General features: G+C 69.0%; 25 protein-coding genes. 8 read left to right on the top strand and 17 right to left on the bottom strand.

All coding sequences use genetic code 11. From position 1 onward, the window contains the following. Positions 1 to 12: 12 nt before the first annotated feature. Positions 13 to 426: a spore-associated protein A gene (locus tag ABZ783_RS12925; protein ID WP_073832997.1), complete on the top strand. Its 414-nt coding sequence runs from the start codon at positions 13 to 15 to the stop codon at positions 424 to 426. Between the two features lie 128 nt (positions 427 to 554). Here ABZ783_RS12925 and ABZ783_RS12920 read toward each other — a convergent pair whose 3' ends face one another. Next, entirely contained in the window at positions 555 to 1,508 is a 954-nt protein-coding gene (locus tag ABZ783_RS12920) for an NBR1-Ig-like domain-containing protein (RefSeq protein ID WP_357436898.1), read from the bottom strand. 280 nt (positions 1,509 to 1,788) lie between these two features. Here ABZ783_RS12920 and ABZ783_RS12915 point away from each other — a divergent pair, with 280 nt between their 5' ends. Beyond that, the gene (locus tag ABZ783_RS12915; RefSeq protein WP_357436896.1) at positions 1,789 to 2,613 is read left to right on the top strand and encodes a hypothetical protein; all 825 of its coding nucleotides are present in this window, start codon (positions 1,789 to 1,791) and stop codon (positions 2,611 to 2,613) included. Between the two features lie 67 nt (positions 2,614 to 2,680). Here ABZ783_RS12915 and ABZ783_RS12910 read toward each other — a convergent pair whose 3' ends face one another. From ABZ783_RS12910 to ABZ783_RS12895, 4 genes are all read right to left on the bottom strand, one after another. Further along, positions 2,681 to 3,019: a zinc ribbon domain-containing protein gene (locus ABZ783_RS12910; protein WP_357437173.1), complete on the bottom strand. Its 339-nt coding sequence runs from the start codon at positions 3,017 to 3,019 to the stop codon at positions 2,681 to 2,683. A 378-nt stretch (positions 3,020 to 3,397) separates the two neighbouring features. After that, entirely contained in the window at positions 3,398 to 4,348 is a 951-nt protein-coding gene (locus tag ABZ783_RS12905; protein ID WP_357436893.1) for a DUF6528 family protein, read from the bottom strand. 143 nt (positions 4,349 to 4,491) lie between these two features. Beyond that, complete coding sequence (locus ABZ783_RS12900; RefSeq protein WP_357436891.1) at positions 4,492 to 5,121, bottom strand: hypothetical protein; 630 nt, start codon at positions 5,119 to 5,121, stop codon at positions 4,492 to 4,494. Continuing rightward, positions 5,118 to 5,735, bottom strand: coding sequence for an IS607 family transposase (locus ABZ783_RS12895; protein WP_357436888.1), 618 nt, complete (start codon positions 5,733 to 5,735; stop codon positions 5,118 to 5,120). The genes ABZ783_RS12900 and ABZ783_RS12895 overlap by 4 nt, the downstream gene beginning before the upstream one ends. A gap of 208 nt (positions 5,736 to 5,943) precedes the next feature. Between ABZ783_RS12895 and ABZ783_RS12890 the strand changes: the two genes are divergently transcribed. Both ABZ783_RS12890 and ABZ783_RS12885 read left to right on the top strand, forming a co-directional pair. Beyond that, positions 5,944 to 6,441, top strand: a complete 498-nt coding sequence (locus ABZ783_RS12890) for a SigE family RNA polymerase sigma factor (RefSeq protein WP_357436886.1) — start codon at positions 5,944 to 5,946, stop codon at positions 6,439 to 6,441. Between the two features lie 128 nt (positions 6,442 to 6,569). After that, complete coding sequence (locus ABZ783_RS12885) at positions 6,570 to 7,541, top strand: hypothetical protein (RefSeq protein ID WP_357436883.1); 972 nt, start codon at positions 6,570 to 6,572, stop codon at positions 7,539 to 7,541. A 431-nt stretch (positions 7,542 to 7,972) separates the two neighbouring features. On the opposite strand, the gene ABZ783_RS12880 is transcribed toward ABZ783_RS12885, so the two are convergent. Next, the gene (locus ABZ783_RS12880) at positions 7,973 to 8,914 is read right to left on the bottom strand and encodes a PrsW family glutamic-type intramembrane protease (protein WP_357436880.1); all 942 of its coding nucleotides are present in this window, start codon (positions 8,912 to 8,914) and stop codon (positions 7,973 to 7,975) included. Positions 8,915 to 9,158: 244 nt separating this feature from the next. Beyond that, entirely contained in the window at positions 9,159 to 10,373 is a 1,215-nt protein-coding gene (locus tag ABZ783_RS12875) for a low temperature requirement protein A (protein ID WP_357436877.1), read from the bottom strand. A gap of 423 nt (positions 10,374 to 10,796) precedes the next feature. On the opposite strand from ABZ783_RS12875, the gene ABZ783_RS12870 reads away from it, so the two are divergent. Further along, the gene (locus ABZ783_RS12870; RefSeq protein ID WP_357436874.1) at positions 10,797 to 11,150 is read left to right on the top strand and encodes a nitroreductase/quinone reductase family protein; all 354 of its coding nucleotides are present in this window, start codon (positions 10,797 to 10,799) and stop codon (positions 11,148 to 11,150) included. A 27-nt stretch (positions 11,151 to 11,177) separates the two neighbouring features. Here the strand turns inward: ABZ783_RS12870 and ABZ783_RS12865 are convergent, their stop codons facing one another. After that, a complete protein-coding gene (locus ABZ783_RS12865; RefSeq protein WP_357436872.1) occupies positions 11,178 to 12,080 on the bottom strand; it encodes a hypothetical protein in 903 nt (300 codons plus the stop codon). A gap of 63 nt (positions 12,081 to 12,143) precedes the next feature. Here ABZ783_RS12865 and ABZ783_RS12860 point away from each other — a divergent pair, with 63 nt between their 5' ends. Beyond that, positions 12,144 to 13,097, top strand: a complete 954-nt coding sequence (locus ABZ783_RS12860; protein WP_357436869.1) for a methyltransferase domain-containing protein — start codon at positions 12,144 to 12,146, stop codon at positions 13,095 to 13,097. A 29-nt stretch (positions 13,098 to 13,126) separates the two neighbouring features. On the opposite strand, the gene ABZ783_RS12855 is transcribed toward ABZ783_RS12860, so the two are convergent. After that, a complete protein-coding gene (locus ABZ783_RS12855) occupies positions 13,127 to 14,335 on the bottom strand; it encodes a low temperature requirement protein A (protein WP_357436867.1) in 1,209 nt (402 codons plus the stop codon). A 193-nt stretch (positions 14,336 to 14,528) separates the two neighbouring features. Here ABZ783_RS12855 and ABZ783_RS12850 point away from each other — a divergent pair, with 193 nt between their 5' ends. Beyond that, positions 14,529 to 15,143, top strand: a complete 615-nt coding sequence (locus tag ABZ783_RS12850; protein ID WP_357436864.1) for a DUF6518 family protein — start codon at positions 14,529 to 14,531, stop codon at positions 15,141 to 15,143. 137 nt (positions 15,144 to 15,280) lie between these two features. On the opposite strand, the gene ABZ783_RS12845 is transcribed toward ABZ783_RS12850, so the two are convergent. From ABZ783_RS12845 to ABZ783_RS12825, 5 genes are all read right to left on the bottom strand, one after another. Further along, complete coding sequence (locus ABZ783_RS12845; RefSeq protein ID WP_357436862.1) at positions 15,281 to 17,479, bottom strand: FtsX-like permease family protein; 2,199 nt, start codon at positions 17,477 to 17,479, stop codon at positions 15,281 to 15,283. Beyond that, entirely contained in the window at positions 17,476 to 18,147 is a 672-nt protein-coding gene (locus tag ABZ783_RS12840) for an ABC transporter ATP-binding protein (RefSeq protein WP_357436860.1), read from the bottom strand. The genes ABZ783_RS12845 and ABZ783_RS12840 overlap by 4 nt, the downstream gene beginning before the upstream one ends. Continuing rightward, positions 18,144 to 18,668, bottom strand: coding sequence for a PadR family transcriptional regulator (locus tag ABZ783_RS12835; RefSeq protein WP_357436857.1), 525 nt, complete (start codon positions 18,666 to 18,668; stop codon positions 18,144 to 18,146). The genes ABZ783_RS12840 and ABZ783_RS12835 overlap by 4 nt, the downstream gene beginning before the upstream one ends. A 523-nt stretch (positions 18,669 to 19,191) precedes the next feature. Continuing rightward, the gene (locus ABZ783_RS12830; protein ID WP_357436855.1) at positions 19,192 to 20,430 is read right to left on the bottom strand and encodes a DNA sulfur modification protein DndB; all 1,239 of its coding nucleotides are present in this window, start codon (positions 20,428 to 20,430) and stop codon (positions 19,192 to 19,194) included. A gap of 574 nt (positions 20,431 to 21,004) precedes the next feature. Beyond that, positions 21,005 to 21,202 (bottom strand): hypothetical protein, encoded by a 198-nt coding sequence (locus tag ABZ783_RS12825; protein WP_357436854.1) that lies wholly within the window; start codon positions 21,200 to 21,202, stop codon positions 21,005 to 21,007. A gap of 882 nt (positions 21,203 to 22,084) precedes the next feature. Here ABZ783_RS12825 and ABZ783_RS12820 point away from each other — a divergent pair. Then, complete coding sequence (locus ABZ783_RS12820) at positions 22,085 to 22,693, top strand: TMEM175 family protein (RefSeq protein WP_357436851.1); 609 nt, start codon at positions 22,085 to 22,087, stop codon at positions 22,691 to 22,693. A gap of 81 nt (positions 22,694 to 22,774) precedes the next feature. On the opposite strand, the gene ABZ783_RS12815 is transcribed toward ABZ783_RS12820, so the two are convergent. The 3 genes from ABZ783_RS12815 to ABZ783_RS12805 all read right to left on the bottom strand — a co-directional run bounded on the left by ABZ783_RS12815 (position 22,775) and on the right by ABZ783_RS12805 (position 24,760). After that, entirely contained in the window at positions 22,775 to 23,611 is an 837-nt protein-coding gene (locus ABZ783_RS12815) for a PPOX class F420-dependent oxidoreductase (RefSeq protein ID WP_357436849.1), read from the bottom strand. A gap of 100 nt (positions 23,612 to 23,711) precedes the next feature. Continuing rightward, a complete protein-coding gene (locus ABZ783_RS12810; protein ID WP_357436846.1) occupies positions 23,712 to 24,086 on the bottom strand; it encodes a YciI family protein in 375 nt (124 codons plus the stop codon). Between the two features lie 14 nt (positions 24,087 to 24,100). Then, on the bottom strand, positions 24,101 to 24,760 hold the full coding sequence (locus ABZ783_RS12805) for a DUF998 domain-containing protein (RefSeq protein WP_357436844.1): 660 nt from the start codon (positions 24,758 to 24,760) through the stop codon (positions 24,101 to 24,103). Between the last annotated feature and the right edge of the window lie 19 nt (positions 24,761 to 24,779).

Genomic DNA, 24,779 nt, shown 5'->3' with positions numbered 1-24,779 from the left:
GAGGAAAGCGCAATGAAGCTCGTCAAGACCACCGCCGCAACCGTCGCCCTGACCGCCACCGCGATGGCCGGAGCGCTGGCCGCAGCGACCCCGGCCTACGCAGCCACCTACGCAGGCGAGTGCGGGTCCGGCTACAGCGTCGTGAACTCCGCCCCGATCGGCACCAAGGGCACCGTGTTCCTCACCTACAGCTCGTCCACGGGCAAGAACTGCGCGATCGCCAAGCGGAACACCGCCGGCTCGGCCGTGCTCATCGAGGTGGGCCTGGGCATCAACCCGGTCGGCAGCCACTGGCCGGCCTACGAGGGCAACTACTTCACCTCCTACGCCGGCCCGGTCTACCTGTCGGCGGCGGGCAAGTGCGTGGACTGGATGGGCCGCATCAGCGGCACCGAGGGCGGCAAGCGCGGTACCAACTGCGGCTGACCCATCCGGGACGGGGGCGGATCCCTGCCGGTGCGATGCGGCACCGGCAGGGCTTCGCCGCCTCACCGTACGGTTCGTGGCCAGTTGGACCGATGGGTGAGAAGGACGCCGTGCAGGTCGGCGCGGAACTACGAGCCGCCGACCCGTACGTCCAGGAAGACCGGACGCTTGAGCGGGAAATACATTCGCCCGTCCTCGTCGGCCATCTTCCAGTAGATCTTGCAGCTTCCGGGCTCGCCAGGGGTCCGGACGGATACCGCGATGTCCACGGTCTCTCCCGGCATTGTCTGCGGGATGGCAACCGCCACCGGCGCCTGGCACGGTGTCTCGTTGACCCGCGCCAGAGACCGGTTGGCCCAGACCACCGTCCCCGTGTTGCGGATCCGCCAGATCTTCGTGAACGACGTGTTCGGCGGCACCAGAGTCCCGTCGGGATAGGTGATGTCGCCCTCGAACCGAGAGTCGTCATGGTCGGGTGGAGCAACGACCGCGCGTGTCACGCTGCCGTCGCTCTCAACTCTCCGCCGATCTAGGACGACGAAGGTGACCCCGGCACCGGTGAGCGCAGCCATGGTCGCAGCCACGCCGGCGATGCCGATGTGCCGGCGGGCGCGCAACCGGGGTGGTGAAGGCTCGACGGCGGCCGGAGCCGCCCGTCCACGGCCGCGCTCGGCGTTGTCGCCGGTTCGGTCGCTCTCCCCGGTCCGCTCTGTCTCCTCGACCTCGCTGGTCTCGGGTTGCGGCGTCTCCTGGACGGCCGGGGGTGCCTCCGATGCCGCAGGCCGCTCCGGCACCGCGTCGGCCGTCGACGCGGTGCCCGCCGAATGCCCGGCAGCCTTGGCCTGCATCCAGCGCTCCCGCCACTCCTGCTCGGTGTCCACCGGGTCGTGGCCCAGCCGGTCGACGGCGAGCACTCGCACGAACTCCCATGTCGTCTCCCAACTGGGAAGACTCCGGCCCCGGGCTGCGGCGGCCAGCGAAGACTTCGAGGCAGCCGCGCCCAGGCGCACCGACATCTCCTCGTACGAGGGATTGCCCGCCTCCTGCTTCAACCGCAACAGGCGGTCGGCGAAGGCGCCCACCGGGCCCGAATCCGGATCGGGATGCGTTGGCCGTCGCCCCCGCCGTCGCGGCACCCGCTGCTGACCTTGCGTTTCTTTTTCCATGTCCCCACCTCGTCAGAACCGACCACGCGAGCGCGGCCGCGCATCCGGCGCATGGGCGACGATATCCGCGTATTTCAACTTATGGGCCGTCGGCCCTGCCGCCGCCGACGTGCCGTCTCGAGATTGATCGGTTGGGATAGCGTGTCATCCGTCTCTGGGGCGATCCCCAGAATTCTTCGGGGAAAGAAGTTGTCACGTGTCACTGTGGAAGAAGACGACTGTTCTGGCGGTCTCCGCCCTCACGGCGCTCGCGGTGACTGCTTGCGCGAAGCCGGGCTCGCCGGACGCGCCGAAGCAGCCGAGCGTGCTGGAACTGCTCGCCAGTGATCTCAAGGGTTCGTTGCAGAAGACGATTGAGACCACGGACAAGGCCGATTCCGTGGCCGTGACGGCGGAGGGCACGGCGGCGGGCCAGAAGGTCTCGATGCAGGGTGTCATGGACCTGGGCGACCCGGTCAAGCTCGAGATGTCGACAACGGGCCCCGATGGCACCCCGGTGATCGTCCGAATGATCGGCGCGGTGTGCTACGTCGAAGTGCCGGAGGCGCAACGCTCGGCCCTGGGTGGGAAGCGCTGGATGAAGCTGGACCTGTCCGCCATGGGCGCCCAAGCGGGGATGGACTTCTCCAAGCAGTTCGAGGACATGGACCCGACCAAGCAGGTCAAGACGCTGCTCGCCACCGAGGGAGTCACCGTCGTCGGTGAGGAAACGGTAAGCGGGGCGAGGACGGTCCACTACACCCTCACCACTCCGGTGGCGACCTACCTCGGGCAACTCGACGCCGAGACGCGGGCAAGTGTCGAGGAGCAAATGGCCAAGCAGGGCGTCAAGGAGATCACGATCGAGCTCTGGGTCGACGAGCAGTACCAGCCGCGCCGGGTGCACATGATCATGGGCGTGATGTACGACCTGGCGGTCAACTACACCGACTACGGCAAGCCGGTGAACATCGAGACGCCGCCCGCGGCGGAGACCGGCGACCTCGCCGAAATGCTGAAGGGCCTGCCCATCGGCAACTGACCAGAGCCAGGAAGCTGCCCGGCCCGTGACCTCATCACCGGGTAGCGCCGCCTCAGGGACCTGCTTCCTACTCGTTGCTCATTGCTGAGTGGTTCGGATGTTTCGCTCTCGGCCCAGCGGTGGCGTGGCTGGAGTCCTGGACCGGCAGTCTGGTCCGGTGGCGATCGATCCGGTCCTGCAGGATCTGCTTCACCCTGTGGTGTGGGGTGCGCAGGGCGACGTCGGGGTCGCCGGCTCGGTGCAGGATGTTGATCGCGGCGTTCACGTCAGCCTGCCACACCACCCCGCACCGGGTGCAGTAAAACCTGTCCCCGCTACGGCGGCCGAAGACGCCGCAGCGGTGGCAGGTTTGTGAGATGTAGGCGGCGTTGACGGGAACGTGCGCAGAACCTCTGCGCTCCGACACGCTTTTCAGCGCCTCCGCGGTGACCCCTTTGGTCCACGCCGCGAGACGCGAGGACCACCGCGTTGGTGACCATCTTCCACTCCCACCGGTGGGTGGAGCCTGCCACCGAGAGGCGGTCAGGCTCAGTCGGCGCCAGAATTCGTCCTCGCCGATCGGTTCGAGCGCCCGCAGAGTCACCGGGATGTCGAACACGAGCAGGTGTGCGCGGTGCTCGCTGCGCTTGCGGTCGCGAGTGACGATGCCGCACAGGGCTCTGGCACCGGAAAGCCTCCAGGGCTTGATCGACCTCGGCGCCGTTGCGTGCGAAGGCCGGTGTCTCTGATCATTACGGCACACCGGGGCCGGCGGCGGGCACCCGCCACCGGCCCCGGGGCGTGGCTACCGGTAGCTCCAGACCACCGGCCGGGCCTTGTAGATCGCCGCCCCGGAGAGGTAGCGGTTGCCGACGTAGGAACCGTTCAGCCGGTACAGCCAGACGTTGCCGTCGCCGTACGTGTCATCCTTGGTGTTCTTGCCCGTGACCCGGGTCGTAAAGACCAGTCCGCCGGAGTGGTTACCAACACTCTTAATCTTGTCTGTGTCGATATATCCGGGTGCCCGCTGGAATCGGTTGCGGTTGATGTCGTACCGGTAGACGTGGCTGGTGTTGCTCATCCACAGGTTGGCGGAGGTGCCGTAGACCGGTGACAGGTCGTGCACGTTCCCGGTGACCGTCCGGCAGGCGGCGTTGGTGAGTTTAGGAGCGGTGGCCGTGCCGCTCACCTTGTAGCTGCACAGCCGGGTGCCGCCGGCGGCCCAGAGGCGCTTGATGGCGCTGTCCCAGTAGACGGCATGCGCCTTGGCGAACGCCTTCGTGGCGGCCGGGCTGGTCCGGCCCTTGCCGTAGAGGGTGAGCTTGCCGGGGTCGGAGGAGGCGACTACGACAGCGCCGTTGGGCAGCAGCTCGATGGCGTGCGGGTTGCCGCCCGGCGTGACCTGGTACCGCACCTTGCGGGTAGCGTAGTCGACGATCCCGGCCCGGCCGCCGGAGGCGGCCACCAGGACCACGTACCGCGAGCCCTGCTTGCGGAACTTGACGTCGGAGAGGTTCTTCCAGCCGCTGCCGGCGGGTCGCTTCCACGACCACTGGGCCGACCCGGCTGTCCACCGGCTGGCGCCGGCGCTGAAGATCCTGACCCCGTACCGCTGGTCGACCACCGCGACCCGGTCGCTGGCCGCCTGCGCGCCGGTCGGCGCGACCAGCACTCCCACCATGCCCACCGTCGCCGCGCCGAGGGTTGCGCCGACCAGGCGCCACCGCCGTCGCGTCTTGTCTGCCGATCGCATCATCGTCATAAACCTCCCGTGTGACGAGCCCCGTTGGGGGCGTTGACGGGTGCGGCCCACCTAATGCAGCCGATCCGCACCACGACTGATGGTGTTCGAACGTATGCGGTTGGTGACGGTCTGGCAATGGGTGGCAGGCCGGAAGGTCAGGGCCCGGCAGCGCTCCCTCCCGCTGTGACTGACACGACGTGAGAGACCACTGCCGCCAGCCCAGCCCGGCCCACACGGTGGCGACGTGGTCGTCGCGGACCGCCCAGTAGTCCTCGAGTGCGGCGTCCTGGATCTGACGCCAGCCCCTGCCCATCAACGGCGGTGTTGTACTTGTCGGCGCGCACCACAATCTGATCATGCGTGCGGTTACGGCCCCGCTTCCAATGCTTGCGCATCTGCCGAGCCAGGAACGGATCCCCAGCCCATCGGTCGGCCTTCAACGCGGTGAACATCGGCTTGCGCTCGGCCGGATCGTTGGTGCGCCGAGAGATCGCCCGACGGACGTCAACCTTGGCCGCCTCCATGTTCGCTCCGATGTCGGCCATGGCGTCGCGGACGGTTTCCTTCCACGCATTCGCCAACACACCAAACCGCACATGCGTGCCGTCGGCCAGCCACCGGTCCCGCACCTGCCGGTCCCGCAACCCAGACCCGACACCGAGAATCGAGCCGTAGCGCTGCCACACCTCACTGCGTACCCGGCCCAACCGGCGGGCCAGCTCCACCAGAGCGGCGTACTTGCCAGGATTCAGTCGGGCCGAGTAGGCGATCCGGGTGACCTTCACCGCTCACCCTCCATGGCCAAGTCCGCCCTTTCCAACTCCTTCTCGTAGCGGCGCAGACCGTCCAGCCGGCCCGAGAAGGAGCCGACGACGGCCAGGAAGTCCTCGACCAGCTCCCGCTGCGGGGACAGCGACTCCTGGTTCGCGACGACGATCTCGCAGCCACCGCGCGCCGCCACATGCTCCACCAGGTCGAACCCGAACCGGGCCAACCGGTCCTGGTGCGCCACCACCAGCGTGGCGACCTCACCCCGGTCGACCGCGTCCATCAACGCCAGGAACTTCTCCCGGCGCAGATCCATCCCACCGCCGACCTCGCTGATCCACTCGTCCACGGCCAGACCGCGAGCGAGGCAGAACTGCTGCATCGCCGCCACCTGCGACGCCAAATCCGACTTCTGACCCGGCGACGACACCCGGCAGTACACCACCACCTTCCGCCGCCCGGCGTCAAAACCCGGCTGCAGCACCCGGCGCACATCCGAATCGTCGAAATACCGCTGCCCCGACGGCAAACGACGAGCCGCGATCCGACCCTCCGCCTCCCACCGGCGCACCGTGCTCACCGAGCGCCCCACCCGCTTAGCAAACTCCCCGATCCGATAGACACTCCCCACGACAGTCAGTTATGGACAGCTCTAGAAAGGCAAGCAACGACTAGTAGCTTCTCCTCCTGCCCCGCAACGCGGCTCCCGGACATCACCCGGAGTCGTAGCATCGACAGGCGGTCGTTCGGTGGCCGTCCTCGGGAAACCCGCCCGGCGGGGGCAACCTTCTGGATCGGCCCTCGGGTAGTAACCGGCGACCCACTAAAAAGGAGAGCCGGTGGCACCCAGCGACACGTTCGCGGAGTTCGTAACGGCCCGATCAGCTCGGCTTCTGCGTACCGCCTATCTGCTCACGCATGACTGGGCGCACGCGGAGGACCTGCTGCAGACGGCGCTGGTACGCGCGTGGGGCGCCTGGGGGCGGATCGACGCCGACCCGGAGCCGTACGTACGAAGAATCCTCGTCAACGTCTACGCCTCCTGGTGGCGGCGCAGGTGGCGCCAGGTCGAGCAGCCGACGTCACAGCTTCCGGAGCGACCGACGGCCGACGAACTGTCGCACCTGGACCAGCGGGACCAGGTGTGGCAGGCGATCGGCAAGCTGCCCCGCCGCCAGCGGACGGTGCTGGTGCTGCGCTACTTCGAAGACATGACAGAGGCGCAGATCGCGGACGCGATGGGCATCTCGGTGGGCACCGTCAAGAGCCAGGCCACGAAGGCACTGGCCAAGCTGCGACTGGACGAGTCGCTGACGTTGGAGGCAGCGCACCGATGATCGACCTCAGGGAACTCATGGACCAGCGCTCGGCCCACGCCGTACCGTCGGGCGACCGCCTGGCAGAGGTCCGGCGAAGGATCGCCGTCCGTCGCCGCCGGCAAGCCGCGGCCGGGGGAGCGGGCGCCATGGCGCTGATAGCGGTCCTGGCGACCTACGTCGCCATTCCCGGTGGCGAACTGGCCCAGCCCCCGAAGGTCGCCGCCGGATCGGCGACCCCATCGGCGAGCCCGTCGGCTGCCCCAGAGCCGGTGGCGGGCCGCAAGGTCGGACCCTTTGCCGAATACGCCCGCGGCTACCGCGTCGTCGCCTTCGGCAAGGCGCACGTGAGATCGAAGAAGGTGGAGTTCACCTGGGCCGTCACCGCGACGGACGTGGCGTTCCTGACCTACTGCCCCGGCCTGCCGAAGGACACGTCGCTCGACCTCAAGTTGGCGATCAACGGCAGCGATGCCGGCTACACCACGACCTGCAACGCGGACCTGCACAACGACCCGACCCCATACGGCGGGTCCCAAGGTTACGGCTCAGAGCGGGGCCGGACAGCGCCTCGGGGAGCGAGCGTCGGCGACACGGTCACGGTCACGGTCGCGGTGAGCGGCGCCCAGCGCAACGGTTACCTGCCGACGATTCCCACCCAAGGCACGATGTATGTCGCGGTAGCCGAGAAGGTGCCGTTCACCCAGTACCCCTTCCCGGCCCGCCCGGCCAAGCTGGCACCGCCGACGCCTGACGGCATGGCCAGCGAGCCTGGCACCAAGGTCGTGCACAGCGACCCGGCGGACCCGAACAAGCCCGCCACTACCACGCTGACCTGGCACCGGGGTTTTGACTTCACGGTGGTTCCGCAGACGCCCGGCATCTACCGGGTCTCGGTCAACGGCGTGTCCGTAGTCGCCGGAGAGGTCTATGAGTACTCCGGTAACGGCCCGAACATCTCCTGCCAGGTGAAGCGGAAGGACAAGGGCCACTGCCTGCGCGAACTCGAATCCCTCAAGGACGGGGACACCGTCACCGTCACCGTCACCGCCCAGCACGCCACCGGCCCGTGGCTGGCCGAGCTGCGCTCGGAGTGGCAGGACCCGTCAGCGCGGGGCTGACCCACGGTCGCCCGCTACCCGGATCCGGATCTCCGTTCACGGAGGCCGTCCCGCTCGGGGCGGCCTCCGTCGTCATTCCGACTGGGCCACCCGATCGCCAGGGCGCGAAGTCAGGCAGTCGGCTGGTCGCCCGCCTTGAGAGCGCCGACCTGCTGGAGCGCTACCTGTGCGACACGGACCGGCCGGGCGTCTAACGCAGATCACTCTGGCCGGGCGTGCCGTTCAAGCGGCCGCAACAACGTATGACGACGTGCTGCGCGGGGTGCTGTGAGCCCCGCTCGGGCACGCCAGTAGGCCGCCAGCGGGTGTCGGCCTCCCCATTCTTGGGGCCTCCCGACGTCGCGGCGGGGCCTGCCCGATCAGCCGTCTCCTCCAACAGCACCATGACCTGACCGTGCGCGGGCAGGCCGCCCAGGCGTGGCGTTGCGATCTCAGGAGCCGGGCGGCCGGATCGGCACCCGGAACCCGTACGGCGGCACCTGTGGCACGTGCGGCGCGCGACGCGCGGACCGTACCAGCGCCCAGAGCCACAGCAGCCCCACCACCGCCACGACCGCCAGCCCTCCCAGGTCCAGTACGGCGAAGAGCGCCACCTGCCCCGCAGTCGGCCGGACCAGCTGCCCGTGCGGAGTCGTGGTCCCTCCGGTCAGCAGCAGCGTCAGGAGCAGCGCGATCACGTGCATGGCGTCCCAGAGCGCGTGCAGCAGGGACACCCCGAGGTAGGCCAGGACGAGCCGCCCGGTGATCACGAAGTGCTCGCGGGTGCTGGACGAGAAGAGCACCCCGCCGAGGATCGCCGTCCACAGGCCGTGACCGAACGGTGTGACCACACCGCGCAGCAGCTCGGTCTCCACCACCTGGGTCAGCGACAACCCGTGGGCGGTGAACAGCGCGGTGAACGCGTACCCGGCGGTTTCCAGGGCCGCGAAGCCGAACCCGACCGAGGCGCCGAGGATGATGCCGTCCCGGGTCGCTTTCACATGCATGTGCCGGGTCAGGAACGCCAGCACCCCGAGCTTCACGGCCTCCTCGATGAGGCCCACGCCGAGGAACAGCCACCACGACGGGCGCAGCAGGTAGGACTCGAGCAGCGACGCGGCCAGCACGCCGATCACACCACCGGCCAGGAACGTGCTCAGGATCAGGCCCGGGGTCAGCTCGCCGGTCTCCCGCCGCCCGAATGCCCACACCACGAACGTCACGGGCACCAGGAAGCTGCCGAGCAGCACCAGCGTCGGCACCAGGGCGGGGTTACCGGTCAGGAAGGTGACCACCACGGTGGCGAGCCACAGTGCCAGGCCGACCAGGAAGATCCGCAGCCACGGCCGCCGGCTCCTCGTCAGGGGCGGCGGCTGGGGATACGCCTGGACCACCGCCGCCTCCTCGGAACTCGTCCGCGGCCTCCGGCACCGCTCGACGCAGATGTGAGAGCTGAGAGTCCATCGTAAAAGGTGTGCAGCGCCCAAAAGGGGTGTTACGAGAGATCGGCCGGCGAGCCGCTGGCGACGCCGCCGACGCCGAGCCCGGCAGGGCTGCCGCGATCAACTCGACAACCAGGCGGCCGACCGGCCCCCGCCCCGCGTGGCGCACCGGCCGGCCCGGCCGGTGGGCAACCCGTCAGATCGGCGGCGCCGGTGGCTCGGGCGGCTTGCCCCACGCCCGCCGCGCATCGGCGAGGGCCACCCCGGCCAGCACGACCCCGGCTGCGGCCAGCACGACCAGCGGCGACGCCCAGAGCAACGCCGGGAAGAGCAGGACCAGCGCACCGATGGCGACCAGCCGGGACGGCGATACTCGACCGAACACCTCGTGCTCGAAGCGGGACCGGCCCACCATATACACGGCCGGCCCAGCGAGGATCGCCGCGGTCCAAACGGCCGGGGCATGCCCGAGCGGACGGGCGATCGCCAGCTCGTAGCCGATCGCCATGGTGATGACACCGGCGATCATGATCATGTGGGAATCGGCGGCGGACCGCCCGATGCGTGCCGGAGCCGGGCTCGCCTGGACGGCCTCGGCGAGGATCTGGCCGGCGCGGTAGAAGTAGATCCGCCAGATCAGGATCGACTTTCCCACGGCGACCGCGAAGGCCACCGTCGACGCCAGGGAACGCCCCTCGCTCACGTAGGTCAGCCCGGTGACCAACACCACCTCGCCGAGAGCCACGAGGAAGAACTGCTGGTACCGCTCGGCCAAATGCCCGCCGGCGATGGACCATTGGGCGGGAGCCGAGCGACCGAGGCCGGGCACCGGCCAACCGAACCGGCCGGCCAGATACTCGATGGCCAAGGCTGGTCCCCAGAAGAACAGCCGAGTTCCGGACCACGCGAACAGAACGCCGAGGATCCACAGAACCGCCGTCGCCGAGTAGGTGATCAACATCCGCATCTTGAGTCGCTGCCGCTCGTCGCCGCGCAGCGCTATGACGAGCAGCAGCGGCCGGCTCACCTGAGCGATCACATACCCAGCCACGAAGGTGGCCGCGGCGTCGCGAAAGGCGCGCGGGATCCCCACTCCCATCACCATGCTGGCCACCAGGGCGATCAGCACGACGAGCTGGACCATCGGCTGGTACGGGTCGTACCGGCTGGTCGTCCAGGCGGTGCCCTGCCAGACCGCCCAGAGGGCGAGCAGCAGGAAAATCGCCTTGGCGGCGCTGACCACGTTGATGCCGAAGTCGTGCACGCCAGGAGCCACGGTGAGGCTCTCCACGCCCCGGGACACCACCTGGGTCAGCGCGAAGACGAAGGCCAGGTCGAAGAAGAGCTCCAGGAACGAGGCGCGTCCCGTCGCCTCACCCTTGGGCAGCAGCTTCGTCGGATCTCCCGGCATGATCCACCCGTCCGCGGGGTGCCGTCCCGCTCAGGCAGTCGTAGCGCACCTGGGGAACGAGGGTCGCCACAACCCGCAAAAGCCACTGCGGCTGGCAAGGAGGTGGTAGGCGGTTCACCCGAAGCACCCGGGGCGAACCGGCCGGCCCGCGTGTAGAACTTCAACAACAATACGAACCCCAGCCGCGTCGGCCCGCGCTTGCCGGAAATCAGCTCCTACTGGTCATCCAACAGCGTCCAGTGCTCGACAAGCTCATCCAGGTCCAGCGATCGGGCCACGGCCGTACATCGTCGCCTACCGATGGCACGCACCGCAGCCCCGAGCCTCTGCCGGTGACAAGGTCGCGGAACCCGCTTCGGGCGGTCACGGGGCTTCGTAGCCTGGCAGATGAGAGCATGTCGGGGGCAGCCGTCGGAGGGCATCGTGGCCAACGCGATCAGGGACGCTCTGCAGGGCGTCCGGGAGGTCGAGATCACCGTTACCGGCCGGAAGACCGGACGGCAGATCTCGCACCCGGTGTGGTTCGTCCAGGAGGAGGACAGCGTCTTCCTGGTCCCGGTCACCGGCTCGAACAGCGACTGGTACAAGAACGTCCGACGCACACCGATGATCCAGATCGCCGCCAACGGCACGGCGTTGAGTTCCAGCGCCACCCCGATCACCGACGCGGACCGGGTCGACCACGTCGTGGCGATGTTCCGCGACAAGTACGGCGCGGACCAGTTCGAGGCGTACTACCCCAACCACGACGTCGCCGTCCAGGTCCCGCTCGGGTAGCCGGGACCGCTTCCCGGGCAGCGGAGGTCAGCGGATCGTCACGCTGACCGGTAGGCCCTGCTGCACCTCGAGGACCGCCCGCTCGCCCAGGGGTCGGGCCAGCTCGACGGTGGCGCTGCGCCGCGCCCCGACGTCCCCGCACGACTCGGCGCTGGCGTGCCGGTGCTCGATGACGATTACGACGACGGCCTGGTCCGACTCGACTGCCTCGGCGCTGTAGTCGGCTCCGCATGGCTTGGTGCGCGGGTCAGGGGCTCCGGTGAAGGTGACGGCCAGCTCGCGGCTGGTGGTGGCTGTGGTCGCTGTCTCGATCTGCAGCCCGCCGGTCGGCTTGTCGGGGTCCCAGGGCGGCGGTGCCACCTGGACCGCGGACGAGGCGGCCACCGCCGGTCGGGTCAGCCGTACGGCGGTGCCGTCGAGGGTGTATTCCCAGGCCGGGACGGTCGCGGAGCCCCGGGTGGTGGAGATCGCCATGGTGGTCAGGCGGGCGCCGGTGACCTTGATCGGCGCGCAGTCGACGCAGTCGCCGGTACCGGCCTGGCGCAGCTGCGCCAACGTTTCATCCGCTGCGACCAACGGCAGAGGCTGCTTGGTGCCGTCGGCCCAGACGAGGTTGCCGGTCGGCGTCGGCGCGGTGGGCAGCGCTGCCGTGGCCTCGACGCGCCCGGCCGCCAGGCTCTCCTTGTAGGCACCGTTCGCCAGCTCCCAGTCGCCGAGCTGCCGGGTCAGCTCGCCCACCGGTACGAACCGCGCGGTGTCGCCCGTATCGCGTACCGCCTGGTCATAGCGGTCCAGGGCGGCGCGCGCCTGCTGGCGCAGCCCGTCAAGGTCGTCGCCTGCTGGGCTGCCGCCGGCGGCGGACCCGCAACCGCCGAGCAGCGCCACGGCGGTGATCCAGGGCAGCAGGGCCCGTATCCTCGTTGCCTCCATGTGGCTAGCGTCTGCCACGCCGGTCACGGTTACAGCTCACCGACCTATCGGCTTCAGCTCGAAATGGACCGTGCGCAGCACGGTGATCGCGCGGCGCCGACGCAGATGCGGCTCTTGCCGCAGAGAGTTGGCCGGCACGGCCGCTCTGCGGGCCGCCTGAAGCTGACGAGAAAAGTGATCCCACCGGAACTGCTGCTGGATGGCGCCCATCGCTTGCCGCGGTGGTGGCGAAACGGGGATGCGCCGTCGATCCGGAGTTGGCAACCTCAGCGGATGCAGACACCTGACGACCTCGCCGCCTTGCGCTATGTGCGGATGCGCTGGAACATTCCGTTGTCGGAGGAGCACGCTGCCCTGCTTCTGCAGCGGCTTGATATTCGGCCTGGCGCACGGGTGCTTGATCTCGGCTGCGGGTGGGGTGAGTTGCTGCTGAGGGCGGTTGCCGCCGGAGGAGTGAGCGGCGCAGCTGCGACGACGGGCGTCGGTGTCGACACCGATGATGCCGCTCTCGCGAGGGGGCGGGCACTGGCCGCTGACCGGTCGTTGGACAAGCACGTCACCTTCGTGCAGGGGGAAGCGGCGACCTCGCCGGAGACAGGCGACCGTGTCCTGTGCGTTGGCGCCTCGCATGCCTTTGGCGGGACAGCCGATGCCCTCACGGCACTCGCCGATTTCGTGCGGCCTGGTGGCCGGCTCCTGTTCGGCGACGCGTACTGGGAGCAGCCGCCAACAGCCGAGGCGGTCAAGATCTTCGGGGAGGAGACGGTGCCACTCGCGGATCTCATCGAGCAGGCCCGTGGGCTGGGCTGGCGTGTCCTGCACTTCAGCACTGCCGACCAGCGAGAGTGGGACGACTTCGAGTCCACCTGGCGCGCGGGCCAGCAGGAGTGGCTGCTGGAACACCCGGAGGACCCTCGCGCAGCGAAGGTTCGCGAGGAACTCGATGACCGGCTGCGGGAGTACGTCGGCATTTATCGCGGCCTGCTAGGCCTTGGGTATTTCGTCCTCGGTCGCTGACCTGTGGCAGCTCACCGTGCTCGCCGTTGTCAGGGTGGGGTGGGCTGTTCGTCGGGGTGGCGGTGTGAGCGTCTGGTGTCGGCGATGGCGATGGCGAGTAGCACGATGGCGGCGGCGCTGGAGACTGCCAGTGGTGGGACGAGGGTCAGCGGGACGGCCAGGGCCACGAGGGCGGCGATGCCGGCAGGGCGGGGCAGGGAGACGCGGGAGTAGACGACGTACTCCAGCGCGGAGCGGCCGACGAGGAAGATGGCAGGCCCGGCGAGGATGACCGACGACCAGGTGAGCGGGGTGTGCACGGAGGGGTGCTTCTCGACCAGGTCGTGCCCCACGCTGGAGGTGATGATCCCGAGGATCATGGTCAGGTGGGCAGCACCGGCGACGCGCCCGGTGTGGGCCGGGTGCGAGGCGGCCAGGACCGCGTCGTCGACCAGTTGACCGGCGACGTGAAAGTACAGGCGCCACAGCAGCACGGTGGTCAGGAACGCGACGATCAGTGCGGTGATCCGGTACGGGCTGGCCGGTACCTGGGTGAAGGCGACGCCCACGGACAGCAGCGGCTCACCGAGCGAGATCATCAGCAGTTGTTGGTAGCGCTCGGCGAGGTATCGGGCGGCCGTCGCCCACAGGTTCGCCAGGCCGGCGCCGAGTCGGGGCACGGGCCAGCCGCGGGCGTTCGCGACGTACTCGACGAGCACCGCCAAGGCCCACAGGGCCGGGCGGATGGCCCCGTGGGACAACGCGCCGATCAGCCACGGGACGGAAACGACCGCGTACCAGCAGAAGTACCGCAGATAGATGGTACGCACCTCGGCCACCGTGGCGAGGAGACTGATCGCCAGGGTTCGGCCGGCCTGCATGATGATGTAGGTGGACGCGAACGCCACGGCGCGCCCGTCGAAGGCCCACGTCACGCTGACGCCGAAGATCAGCACACCGAACACGCTGGCGATGACGCCCCCCTGCACTGCGGGTCGTCGCGGATCGAATCGGGCGGTGATGTATGTCGTCACTGTCCAGACCCGCATAAGTGGCAGGAACAGCAGCAGGCTCTGCCCCAGCACCACCCAGCCTGACGTGCCGGGTGACTCGGCCAGCACGTCGAACGCCAGTGCGACCAGCCGGCTGAGGATGAACACCATGGCCAGGTCGAAGAACAGTTCGACGAAGGTCGCCTGCTCCGCCTCACCCTTGCGGAGCAGGGAGCCCCGGTCCCAGCGCGGAACGTTCCTGGTCACCACCGGGGTAAACCCAGGCCTCGAACACGAAAACATCCCATGAAACGGCTCCCGAGGAGGTGAGCCGAGTGCGGGCCGCCAGCAAGCGGTGGGAACCAATGTCGTCGCACGCCAGGTCCAGCCAACGGCTCACTGACCGCGCCGCCATGGGTGCTGAGATTTCCTCATACGCATACTGAGTATGCTTCCCCGCGTGCGACCTGGTCCTCGAACATTGGCGCTCACCGCCGTGGTGGGTGGTTTCCTGCTCGGCTTCCTCGACTTCGTCTGGATCAAGTGGGTGCCATACCCGTTTGCCGAACTCGGCAACTCCACCGCCACGTGGGCGGTTGCCGCCTTCGCCTTCGGATACTGGGCCAGGTCTGGCTGGTTGCGCTCGGCGGTGGGCGCCGCTGTGCTGCTCGTGGTCGCGGTGCCCAGCTACTACCTCGCGGCGACCCTCATCCAGGGCGACGACCTCGCCGTGGTGTGGGCGCCGACGTCGCTGCTCTGGATGGCTTTCGGTGTCCTCGCCGGGCTGGTCTTCGGCATCGGCGGTGACTGGGCGCGCGGGGCGGGCCGGCGGCAGGTCCTCGGGACCGCACTGCCGGCCGCGGTGTTCTTCGAGGAAGCGGCCCGGTTCGCCCGCAGGGCCGACGATCCCAGCTACTCCCCCGGCTCGGCGTGGAATGTCGCCATCGACGTCGCGCTCGGTGTCCTGGCCGTCGTGCTGATCGGCAGATCGGCCCGTCAGCGGGCGCTCGCGTTGGCCGTGGCCGTGCCACTGGCCGTGATCATCTTCGTCGGATTCGCGCTGGCCGGCGGCTGAATTCTGCGTGCTTCGCTCACCTCAGTCCGCACAACCTGACGTCCGGCATTGACTCACGCGGAAAAAGGCGGCCGGACGGGATGACCCGTCCGGCCGCGGACCTCGGTGAAACCTGATGTTCGTGGGTCTGCCGGAGTTCACTCGTTGCGGGCGGTCTCCGGGCCGGTGATCCGGCGCAGCAGCGGCAGCGTCGAGGCGATGATGCCCAGCGACACCGCCAGCCCACCGGCGACCATCAGGTAGAACGACAGGTGCGGTGCCAGCAGCGTGTAGCCCAACTGCGCCCGCAGGAACAGGTGCGCCGCCAGGAACCCCATCCCGATCGCCACCGCCGCGACGAGCAGCAACGGTACGACGGTCTCCAACGCCACCACCCGGCGCAGGGTACTCAGCCGCACCCCGGTGAGCCGCAGCATGCTGAACGGCCGCTTCCGGTCGCTCAGCCCACCGGCCACGCTCACCGCCAGGCTGCACCCCGCAATCGGCAGGCTGGCCAGCATCACCACGTTGGCCAACTGCTGGAACTGCACCATCTGCCGCGCGGAGTTCGCCTCCCACTCGCCGACGCTCGCCGGGAAACGTCCCAGCGGAAACGCGTTGATCAGCATCGTCCGGGCCTGCTCGAACGCGGAACGGCTGGTGGTGTTGACGACCACCGACAGGATCGGCTGCCGGGCGACGTCCGCGGGAGCGGTGCCGGCTGCCTCCCAGACGTACGTGTCGTTGGTCAGGTCCATCGCGCGCATGCCGATGAGGTCGCCAGGCACGGCCGCCACCTGCGCTCCGGCAGGACAGCTGCCGTACACCGCCAGGCGGTCCAGCTCGGCGCACGTGATCAGGCCGTGCCAACCGTCCGGGTCAGGATTGCGGTGCAGCACGGAAACGCTGCGTACCCCGGGGATCGCCTGGAGCCCGGTGGGGATCTGGTCCGCAGCCGGCGCGGGACCGTCCTCGGGCCAGAACGTCTTGCTCACTGAGGTGGCGGCAACCGAGTCGGTGCGCGGTGCGCCGCGGTTGGCGACGTACGTGGTGATCGTGCCGGTCGCCACGCTGGTCACGAACAGCGCCACGATCAGGCCGCTGACGGACCGGAAGCCGGCCTGCGGGTTGTCCGCGAGGCGCCGCCCGGCGATGAGCGTGGCCGGCCGGCTCGCCCGCCCCGCCAGCACCCGGGCACCGAACATGGTCAGCCAGGGCCCGGCCAGCACCAGCCCGATCAGGATCAGCACGAACCCGGACAGGTACGCGGTGATCTGGCCGTTGGTCGTGGCGGGGCGCCGCCCGATGAACCAGGTCAGCTCGGCGAGCCCGGCGACCAGCGGGATCAGCCGCCAGACGCGCGGCGGTTTCGGGGTCACCCGCCGGCTCACGCCCAGCGGCGTGATCTGCACCCGACGCAGCGCCAGCACGGACGCCACGACCGCGCCGAGCGGGATGCCGAGCGCGACCGCCAGGACGTTGATCACGGTAAGCGACAGGTCGGCGGCGAAGAACGGTTCGCCGGCGAACGGGATCCTGGCGAGCCCCGGCCGGCACGCGAAGAACAGGCCGAACCCGGCAGCGGTACCCGCGACGGCCGCAACTGTCGACTCCACGGCCGAGATGACGGAGATCTGCCGTGGCGTGGCCCCGATCAGCCGCATCGCGGCGAACCGCTGCTCCCGGCGGCTCGCGGCCAGCCGGGTCGCGGTGCCGATGAAGATGAGCACCGGGAACAGCAGCGCGGCCGCGACGACGGACAGCACGAGAGTCAGGCCGGAGCCGTTGATGCCGACGTAGCAGCCGTGGCTGCAGTCGCTCGGCGAGGTGGTCATGATCTGGGTGACCTTCGTGGCCCCCAACGGCTCCAGCTCGGCCGGGGTACGGCCGATGACGATCAGCAGCGAGTCGGGGGAGGGTAGCGCCGCCGGGCCGATCGTGCCGACCTCGTGGCCGGGGTAGCGGTCGCCGAGCTCCGCGGCCGGGGTGGTCCGCAGCAGCGTGCCGAGAGCCGGCGAGACGTAGTACTTCCCCGGCCCGGGCAGGTGCGGGATGCCCGGCGGGACGGGCGCGTCCGGGCCCAGCGCCGCGACCTCGACCCGGCCGATGGACGTGCCGTGGTAGTAGTCCTCCCGGACCAGCCACCACATCGGGTCGGCCGACGCGTCGGAGGAGGCCGGCGCGGCGGCGGTGTTGAGCCAGCCGTACCGCTGGTTCTGCGCGCCGACCGCGTTCATGCCGGCGATCGTGGTCAGGAGCATGCCGACGCCGAGCGCCACCGCGGCGGCGATGATGACGAGCCGGACGGCGGCTTCCCGCCCGCCGGCCACGGACAGCCGTAGCGCGAACCGGATCATGCGGCCACCAGCGCGTTCACCTTGCCGTCACGCACGATGACCTGCCGGTCGGCGTACGCGGCGACGCGGGCCTCGTGGGTGACGAGCACGACGGTGGTGCCCTGCTCGCGGGCCGACGCGACCAGCAGGTCCATGACCTGCTCGCCGGTGAGTGAGTCGAGCGCCCCGGTGGGCTCGTCGGCGAACAGCGCGCCGGGCCGGGCGACCAGGCCGCGGGCCAGCGCGACCCGCTGCGCCTGCCCGCCGGACAGCTCACCGGAGCGGCGCCGCTCCAGCCCGGCCAGGCCGAGCCGCTCGAACCAGGGCCGCGCATGCTCGAGCGCCGGGGCCCGCTTGACCCCGCTGAGCAGCAGCGGGAGTGCGACGTTCTCCTCGGCGGTCAGCTCCGGTACGAGCTGGCCGAACTGGAACACGAACCCGAACTGGTCCCGGCGCAGGACGCTGCGCTGGTGCTCGTTGAGGGTGTCGATCCGGCGACCGTCGAAGTGGATCTCACCGGCGTCCGGCACCAGGATGCCGGCCAGGCAGTGCAGCAGGGTGGTCTTCCCGGAGCCGCTCGGGCCCATGATGGCGACGATCTCGCCGGGAGCCACCGCGACGCTGGCCCCGCGCAGCGCCGGGGTCTCGCCGAAGGACAGGTGCACCTCGCGCGCCTCGATGGCCTTCATCGCCGGACCACCTTCCGCAGGGCGTCCAGCCGGGCGACCGTGGTGTCGATCCAGTGCAGGTCGGCTTCCAGATGGAACAGGCCGTGGTCGGCCAGCATGGTGTCGACCAGGTCACCGCCGCGCCGGATGTCGGTGAGTTCCTTCATCCGCCGCAGGTGCGCGGCGCGCTGCCGGTCGAGGTACTCCTCGGCGGGGCGGTCGAGCATGAGCGCCAGCACGACCTTGGTGAACAGCACCGTCTGCAGGTGGGGTTCGGCCTCGACCGGATCGGTCAGCCACGACTCGACCTCGGTCGCGCCGCGCTCCGTGATGACGTAGCGCTTGCGCTCCGGGCCGACGCCCGGCTCGACCTCACCGATGACGATCTTGCCGTCGCGGGCGAGCCGGCCGAGGGTCGCGTAGACCTGACCGAACGGCAGCGGCTTGCCCCGGCTGAAGAAGGTGTCGTAGTCGCGCTTGAGGTCGTAGCCGTGGCTGGGCTCGCGTTCGAGCAGGCCAAGGAGGGTCATGGGAACGCTCATGCCGACACCATACTCCGAGGGTATACCTCGCGTATATATCCCCGGAGTATATTCATGACTGTTCCACCACGCGTCTGTTCCGGCGGACCTGGCTCAACGGCTGCTGACCAACATCCGATCCAGGTGTTCGTAGAGGTGGAGGAGGGCAAGCGCTCCCTAGGCGTGAAGTCCACCGCGACGGCGCAGGCAATGCCATCGAGCTGGAAGAGCCGTTCAGCGCCCGGGTCTTCGAGTCGGCGATGGTGTGGGAGCTGGGTGAGGGCCGGCACCTGTCGTTGAGCAGCGAGAACGGCTGGGACCTGGGCCTCCCGAGCGAGGACGAGTCGAGCTGGAATCCGGCCTGGTTCGGCCTGATCTGCTGGCATACACACCCGGAACCGATCGCTGACCTGGTGGCTAAGAACTGGCCGGGGTGCAGGCGTGACGGGGAGGGTGCGGCCCCTCCATGGGCCACCGAGACACGGTAGTGCACCGCTGACGGCCCGTCCGGGTGCACGGGCCGTCAGCGTAATTCAGTGGCTGATCAGAGCTGGGCCGGCGGGTTGCTGTACCAGCCGACAATCACCTTGACCAGGTGAATCAGGTTCTGTGTACGCATGATCGGGGCCGAGGTCGTGTTACCGGCCTCGAAGTCGCCGTTGGCGGCGGTGGTGCGCCAGATGCTGTCGCTGGCCACCGGGGCGTTCATGTGCGGGTCGAGCTTGGTGAAGAACGCGATGATGTCCTCGTCGTTGGCGTCGTGGCTCTCCCGCAACTCGTGGTGAACACCAGCCAGAACGCGGAGCATGCCGATGGAGCCCAGCAGGGACTGCGCCCGCAAGTCCAGGGGCTTGAGAGTGCCCTCGGCTACGGCGGCGAGGTCCTTGAAGCCCTCAGCAAGGCAGTCAAGGAACCCGTGGACCATCTCCACCATGACCTCGTCGGCCAGTTCGCGTTCACGCTGCTTGCCGATGCGTCCGGCGACCCCGACGGCGACACCACGGGTCAGGTCAGCGACATGCTTGGCGCCCATGAGGTTGGGATTCTTGGCGGTCATGCGGTCCTGCTCCAGGTCGACCTTCCCCTTGAGCAGCGCGTGGCTAATCACCCGGTCCAGGATCCGGTTGGCGACCTTACTGCTATCGAAGCGGGCCTTCAGCGCGCTGGAGATGCCCTTGGCGTTATCCGCCACGTCGACGAACATCTGGCGGGCCAGCACGTTGTTGGGCTCGACGTAGATGTCCACGCCGACCGACTCGTTCTCCAGGCGCTTGAGGTGTCCAGCGAGCTTCTCGCGCGTGGCGGTCAGCTCAGCGACCTTCTCTGGCTTGGTGGTCCGGCCGATCTCCCGGTCGATCTTCTTGATCTCCTCGCCGAGAGTCCTGATGATCATGTGCACGCCCAGGATTCGGTGCTGGCCATCGATGTTGGACAGCGGGGACAGGGCACCGATGGCCCACGGGATCGTCAGGTAGCCGATGCTCCCCTCGGTCCCCGGGATCTCGGCGAAGGTGCATCCGCCGTTGTCGCGGGCCAGCAGGGTGGGGGCCACCCAGGACTCCTGCAGGTGGATGTAGTCGCCAAACAGCTTGGCGTGTCGACTGTCGACCTTGCGGTTGTCCGGGTCGGGCTGGTCGGGGTCGGGCAGCGGGAGGATCACGTCGAGGCTCGTCAGCGGAATCCGGATGGTGTAGACGGCGCGCCCGCCCTGGGTCGAGCGCTGCGCGATGAAGGTGCTCTCGCGCTGCGGGCCACTGATCTTGCCTGCGTCGATCTTGATCACAAACAGCTCCTACTTCGGGGTGAAATAACTAAACACTGTGGAACAACATGTTGATGATAGGCATCAAGCTAGACTCAGCGCAATAGCGCGTTGGCCGAACGAATAAGAATTTATTCGCGCCTCCGCTTGCGGGGTGCCGGCGGACCAACACGACGCGCCAGCGGCGTCCAGGTAGTTGGCGTGCAAGCGGTGGTTGCCGCGCCGGTAGACCCCGGCCGACGTCGAACACTCGCTCCCGGACGACCGCCGTAGCCCGGATACGCCCGCCCGTGCCGCAGGTTCAGTCCCTGCGCGCAACGCCCGTGTCAGCCGCCGGTCGACATCCACTTCCGGACGCTACGACACGACGACGGGCGGGTGAAGGCGTGGCGGGATGCGAAGCTCCAGGGTCGTTTGACCTGCTCAAAGCCGTTAAGTAGTCAACTTGAGGTCCACGACTTCGCGACGAAGAAGTAGACCAGAACGGCGTGCGTCCCACAGGGCATGTGCAACGTGTCGTAACGTCGTCCTCGTGCCATACATGGCACTTATGCCAGGGGCGGGAAGCAGAAGCTCCCCGCCCCGGGTGGACACGTCAACGACGTTCCCGGCCTGCGAACCAGACCGTCGCGGACTGTCCTAGCACTGCGAGGGCCTTCGCCGCCACGGCGAGGCCCTCGCGCTGTTGGTGGGCCGCCATCAAGGCGGTCAGCTCCAGCGCAGGCCCCGCGAACCGCCAGACCCGCACCAGGTACGGGATCGGCCGCGCCGGCTCTTGCTCCTGCTCCTGCACTGTGTCCTCCCACTTCCCGGTCCCCGGACGGTCCGGAGCACCGGCCGGTTTCGCTCCGGCAACAGGGGGCCAGGCGGGTGGAAGACTGTGCAGTTGCAGCAGTGCCGAGGACTGACGCTACGGACCGGGACCGGCACTTCCCAGGGGACACGCCGATACGTGGATTCAGCTTCTGCGGGGCCGTTTACCGGTACTTCCCAATACTTTCGGTTGTCCATCGCTGGAACTGGGACGTCCAGTCGAAGAGGAATTCTGCAACGGGGCCCTGCTCCGCGCGGCGCCCGAGGAGTTGGGCGGAGGCGCGAGGGACGTGTGGCCCGCGTAGGGCCTGGACCTTAGCCAGGCCGGCTGACTAGCGGAGTCAGTGCGGGCGCACGCCAAGAACGCCAACGTCAACACCGACGGCGAGGACGACATGCCGGAGGCCGTGAGCCGCTGCGTTGCCCAGTCCACAGCGGCCCTACCTGGATGTGGCTCACCCAGCAATCCGACCTCCAGCAATGGTCTCCGACTGGCTGACCTGAGCGAGGACCCGCTGGGACAGTTCATCGAGAGCGCGCTCACGGACCGGGAGAAGTGGTGGTCCTGGCCGTGCTCTGTCTGGATGATCCGATCAGCTTTCGAGCCGTTGAGCCAGACGAAGACCCCGAGGATCTCGTTCGGTGTGCCGTGAAGGTGCTCCGAGCACACGGATGGATCCATACTGCCCTCGAGACGTGACGAACGCAGCCAGCCGATCTCCTTGTTTGGGAGGACGTGGGGTGGTGGCAGCCGCCTTCGATAGTACGGCCGTGAGTACGGCTCGGCGCAGCGTCTGGTGTGCTATCCCGTAGCAGGGTGCGGGACACGGCCGCGTGCCTGACGGAGAAGGGCGGTGGCGCGGTGAGGACCAGCCGGCTGGAGGCGTTCAGCGATGGCGTGCTCGCCATCATCATCACGATCATGGTGCTGGAGCTGAAGGTGCCGCACGGCCACGACTTCTCCAACCTCGTCCACACGGCCGGCACCGGGCTGCTGACGTATCTCCTCAGCTTCGTCTACGTGGGCATCTACTGGAACAACCACCACCACATGTTCCATCTGGTGCAGCGGGTCAGAGGCGGGGTGCTGTGGGCGAACCTCGCGTTGCTGTTCTGCCTCTCGCTGTTCCCGTTCACGACGGCCTGGATGGACGACTCGAAGTTCGAGCGAACCCCGGTCGTCGTCTACGGTTTGAACCTGTTCAGCGCGGCCATCGCATACTTCGTGCTCCAGACGGTGATCATCCGCCAGCAGGGACCGGAATCGCCGCTGCGGCGGGCCATCGGCACTGACTTCAAGGGCAAGGTCTCCCCGGTCTTCTACATCACCGGGATCCTCAGCGCCCTGCTGATCGAGGGGCAGGTCGGAGTGGGGATCGCCCTGGCCTGCTTCGTCGGCGTAGCAATCATGTGGGTCGTCCCCGACCGCCGCATCGACCGGGTGATCCGCCAGTCCGAGTCCCCAGGCTGAGGGACGCCAGCCCCATCGTCGCCGCTCGTCGCGTCCCAGGAACTGTTCGGCCACGCACCACGGCGCGGCTGCGCCCTTCGCTCAGCTCCGCTGTGCAGGATTGCGCTCCAGCGACGCAATCCGCGGCGTTTCAGCACACGTCGTCACCACCGGGCTCAGCTCGAAATGCACCGTACGGCCGGTCTTCGCCCGCCCGAGCCGGTGCATCAACGGCACCAGCACCCCGTGCAGCATCGGGTGCTTCCGTGCCAGCGCGCGGCTGGCCGCCCGGTACTCCGCCCCGGTCAACCGCCGCGCCACTGCCTCCACGGCCGCCCCGGTCGGCTTGCCCAGTGCCGTCGACGGCGCCAGGGTCACTCGCGGGTTGTTGCGGATCCGCCTGGTCTTCCACGCCTTCTCGAAGCTGCGCACGTACGCCCGCTCCCCGACCACGGCCACGCTCAGCGCCGTCGGCACGGCGGTCCCGTCCCGCTTGAAGGTCGTCAGCACAAGCGTCTTCTGCCGCACCAGCGGCGCCCAGGCAGGGGCCGGGGCGGGGTCGACGTAACCGACCACCCAGCCGAGCTGCCGCAGCCGGGCGACCAGCGCGGCCAGGGCCAGGACGGCCGACACCCCGACCACCCAGGTCTGCGCCGCGCTGCCGCCGATGTGCGCGTCGATCACGTGCGACAGCGTGTGCGCCGCCCCGCCGACGACGTATCCGGCCAGCGCGACCGCCAGGGCGTCGGACCAGATCAGCGCCAGCAGCAGGGTCGCGCCGATGCCGAGCTGGAACGCCCCCACGTCGTGGACGAAGTGCTGGTGCGGCGGGAACCCGACCGCCGAGCTGAACGAGTCCGGACGCGTGAGCGCCCACACCCCGACCACCACCGCCGCCGCGCCGAGCAGCGCGGCCACCGCCCGTACCAGTGCTCTCATGCTGGTGGGACGGGCCCGCGGCCACCAATGTGACCGGCGGCCGCCCGGGGTGCGCGCAGGAAGGGCGGGCGGTACCCGCCGGTACCGCCCGCCCCCCCGATCAGGCCTGACCCGGGCCCTCGTTGACCCGGCGGACGTCGACCTCGACGTCGATCCCGTGGTCGATGAAGACATTGATGAAGCGCTTACCCCACTCCACCGCCTCCTCCTTCGACCGCACCTCCAGCAGCGCGAACCCGGCGATCAGCTCCTTGGTCTCGGTGAACGGCCCATCGGTGATGGTCGTCTTGCCCTTGGTGGCGGTGATCCGCGCCGCGTCCTCCTTGCTGCTCTTGCACAGCCCCTCGGCGGCGAGCAGGATCCCGGCCTTGGCCACCTCCTCGATGAAGGCGCCCATCTGGATCATGAACTCCGGGCTCGGGTCGAACGCGCCAGGAGTCTTCTCGTCCAGCTTGTGCATCAACATGTAGCGCATTGCAGAGTTTCCTCTCAGGACAGGTCCGCGCGGATACGGGCGGACACGGCGGTGAGCCAACCGAAGATGAAGACCGAGCCCAGGGCCAACCGGACGCTGATGCTGCCCTGGTCGGGCCAGGCCATGACGATCACGGTCGCCAGCGCGCACAGCACCGAGAACAGCGCCCAGCCCCGCGCGCCGAGCCGCAGGAAGCGGCGGGCGAACACCAGACACGCGGCCGTGAGCGACCCGAACGCCAGCATCGCCCCGACACCATGGCCGGCGGAGTGCCAGCTCATCGTCTCCGGGCTGCCCTCGGGCGCGCCGGCCGGCCAGCCCATGCTCGGGTCGGCCCGCAGCACCCCGGCGACGATCATTCCGACACCGAACACGGCCACCAGCACCGGCCCCCACGTCCCGGCCGCGCCGCCCCGCAGCGCCCGGCGCAGCCCGGCCGCGCCGGCGAGGGCCAGCAGCCCGGAGACCACGAAGTTGGCGATCTGGATCCAGCCGTACTCGCCGAGAGCGAGCAGGCTGAGCGGCTGCCGGCTCAGGTCGAAGCCGTCCCGGGTGAGCACCTGCGCGGCGGCCACCACCGCGAACAGCGGCCCGACGGCGATCCCCCCGGCGAGCAGGGTGGCGGCCGGAACCGCCCGGGTCGCCCGGGCCTGCCTCAGCGTCGTACTGGTCATCTCTCGATCTCCTCGTCAT

The sequence above is a fragment of the Micromonospora sp. NPDC047738 genome, from assembly GCF_040642675.1.
Taxonomy (GTDB): Bacteria; Actinomycetota; Actinomycetes; order Mycobacteriales; family Micromonosporaceae; genus Micromonospora.
The sequence above is the reverse complement of the archived record's forward strand: the minus strand, read 5'-3'. Positions and strand labels throughout refer to the sequence as shown.

What these genes read in the sequence shown, in the direction of transcription:
- ABZ783_RS12865 (WP_357436872.1), bottom strand. Translation starts at nt 12,080, where the DNA reads ATGGAGGCAACGAGGATACGGGCCCTGCTGCCCTGGATCACCGCCGTG.
- ABZ783_RS12835 (WP_357436857.1), bottom strand. Translation starts at nt 18,668, where the DNA reads ATGAGCGTTCCCATGACCCTCCTTGGCCTGCTCGAACGCGAGCCCAGC.
- ABZ783_RS12815 (WP_357436849.1), bottom strand. Translation starts at nt 23,611, where the DNA reads ATGAGAGCACTGGTACGGGCGGTGGCCGCGCTGCTCGGCGCGGCGGCG.
- ABZ783_RS12875 (WP_357436877.1), bottom strand. Translation starts at nt 10,373, where the DNA reads ATGCCGGGAGATCCGACGAAGCTGCTGCCCAAGGGTGAGGCGACGGGA.
- ABZ783_RS12860 (WP_357436869.1), top strand. Translation starts at nt 12,144, where the DNA reads ATGGACCGTGCGCAGCACGGTGATCGCGCGGCGCCGACGCAGATGCGG.
- ABZ783_RS12925 (WP_073832997.1), top strand. Translation starts at nt 13, where the DNA reads ATGAAGCTCGTCAAGACCACCGCCGCAACCGTCGCCCTGACCGCCACC.
- ABZ783_RS12805 (WP_357436844.1), bottom strand. Translation starts at nt 24,760, where the DNA reads ATGACCAGTACGACGCTGAGGCAGGCCCGGGCGACCCGGGCGGTTCCG.
- ABZ783_RS12905 (WP_357436893.1), bottom strand. Translation starts at nt 4,348, where the DNA reads ATGATGCGATCGGCAGACAAGACGCGACGGCGGTGGCGCCTGGTCGGC.
- ABZ783_RS12885 (WP_357436883.1), top strand. Translation starts at nt 6,570, where the DNA reads ATGGCGCTGATAGCGGTCCTGGCGACCTACGTCGCCATTCCCGGTGGC.
- ABZ783_RS12810 (WP_357436846.1), bottom strand. Translation starts at nt 24,086, where the DNA reads ATGCGCTACATGTTGATGCACAAGCTGGACGAGAAGACTCCTGGCGCG.
- ABZ783_RS12840 (WP_357436860.1), bottom strand. Translation starts at nt 18,147, where the DNA reads ATGAAGGCCATCGAGGCGCGCGAGGTGCACCTGTCCTTCGGCGAGACC.
- ABZ783_RS12845 (WP_357436862.1), bottom strand. Translation starts at nt 17,479, where the DNA reads ATGATCCGGTTCGCGCTACGGCTGTCCGTGGCCGGCGGGCGGGAAGCC.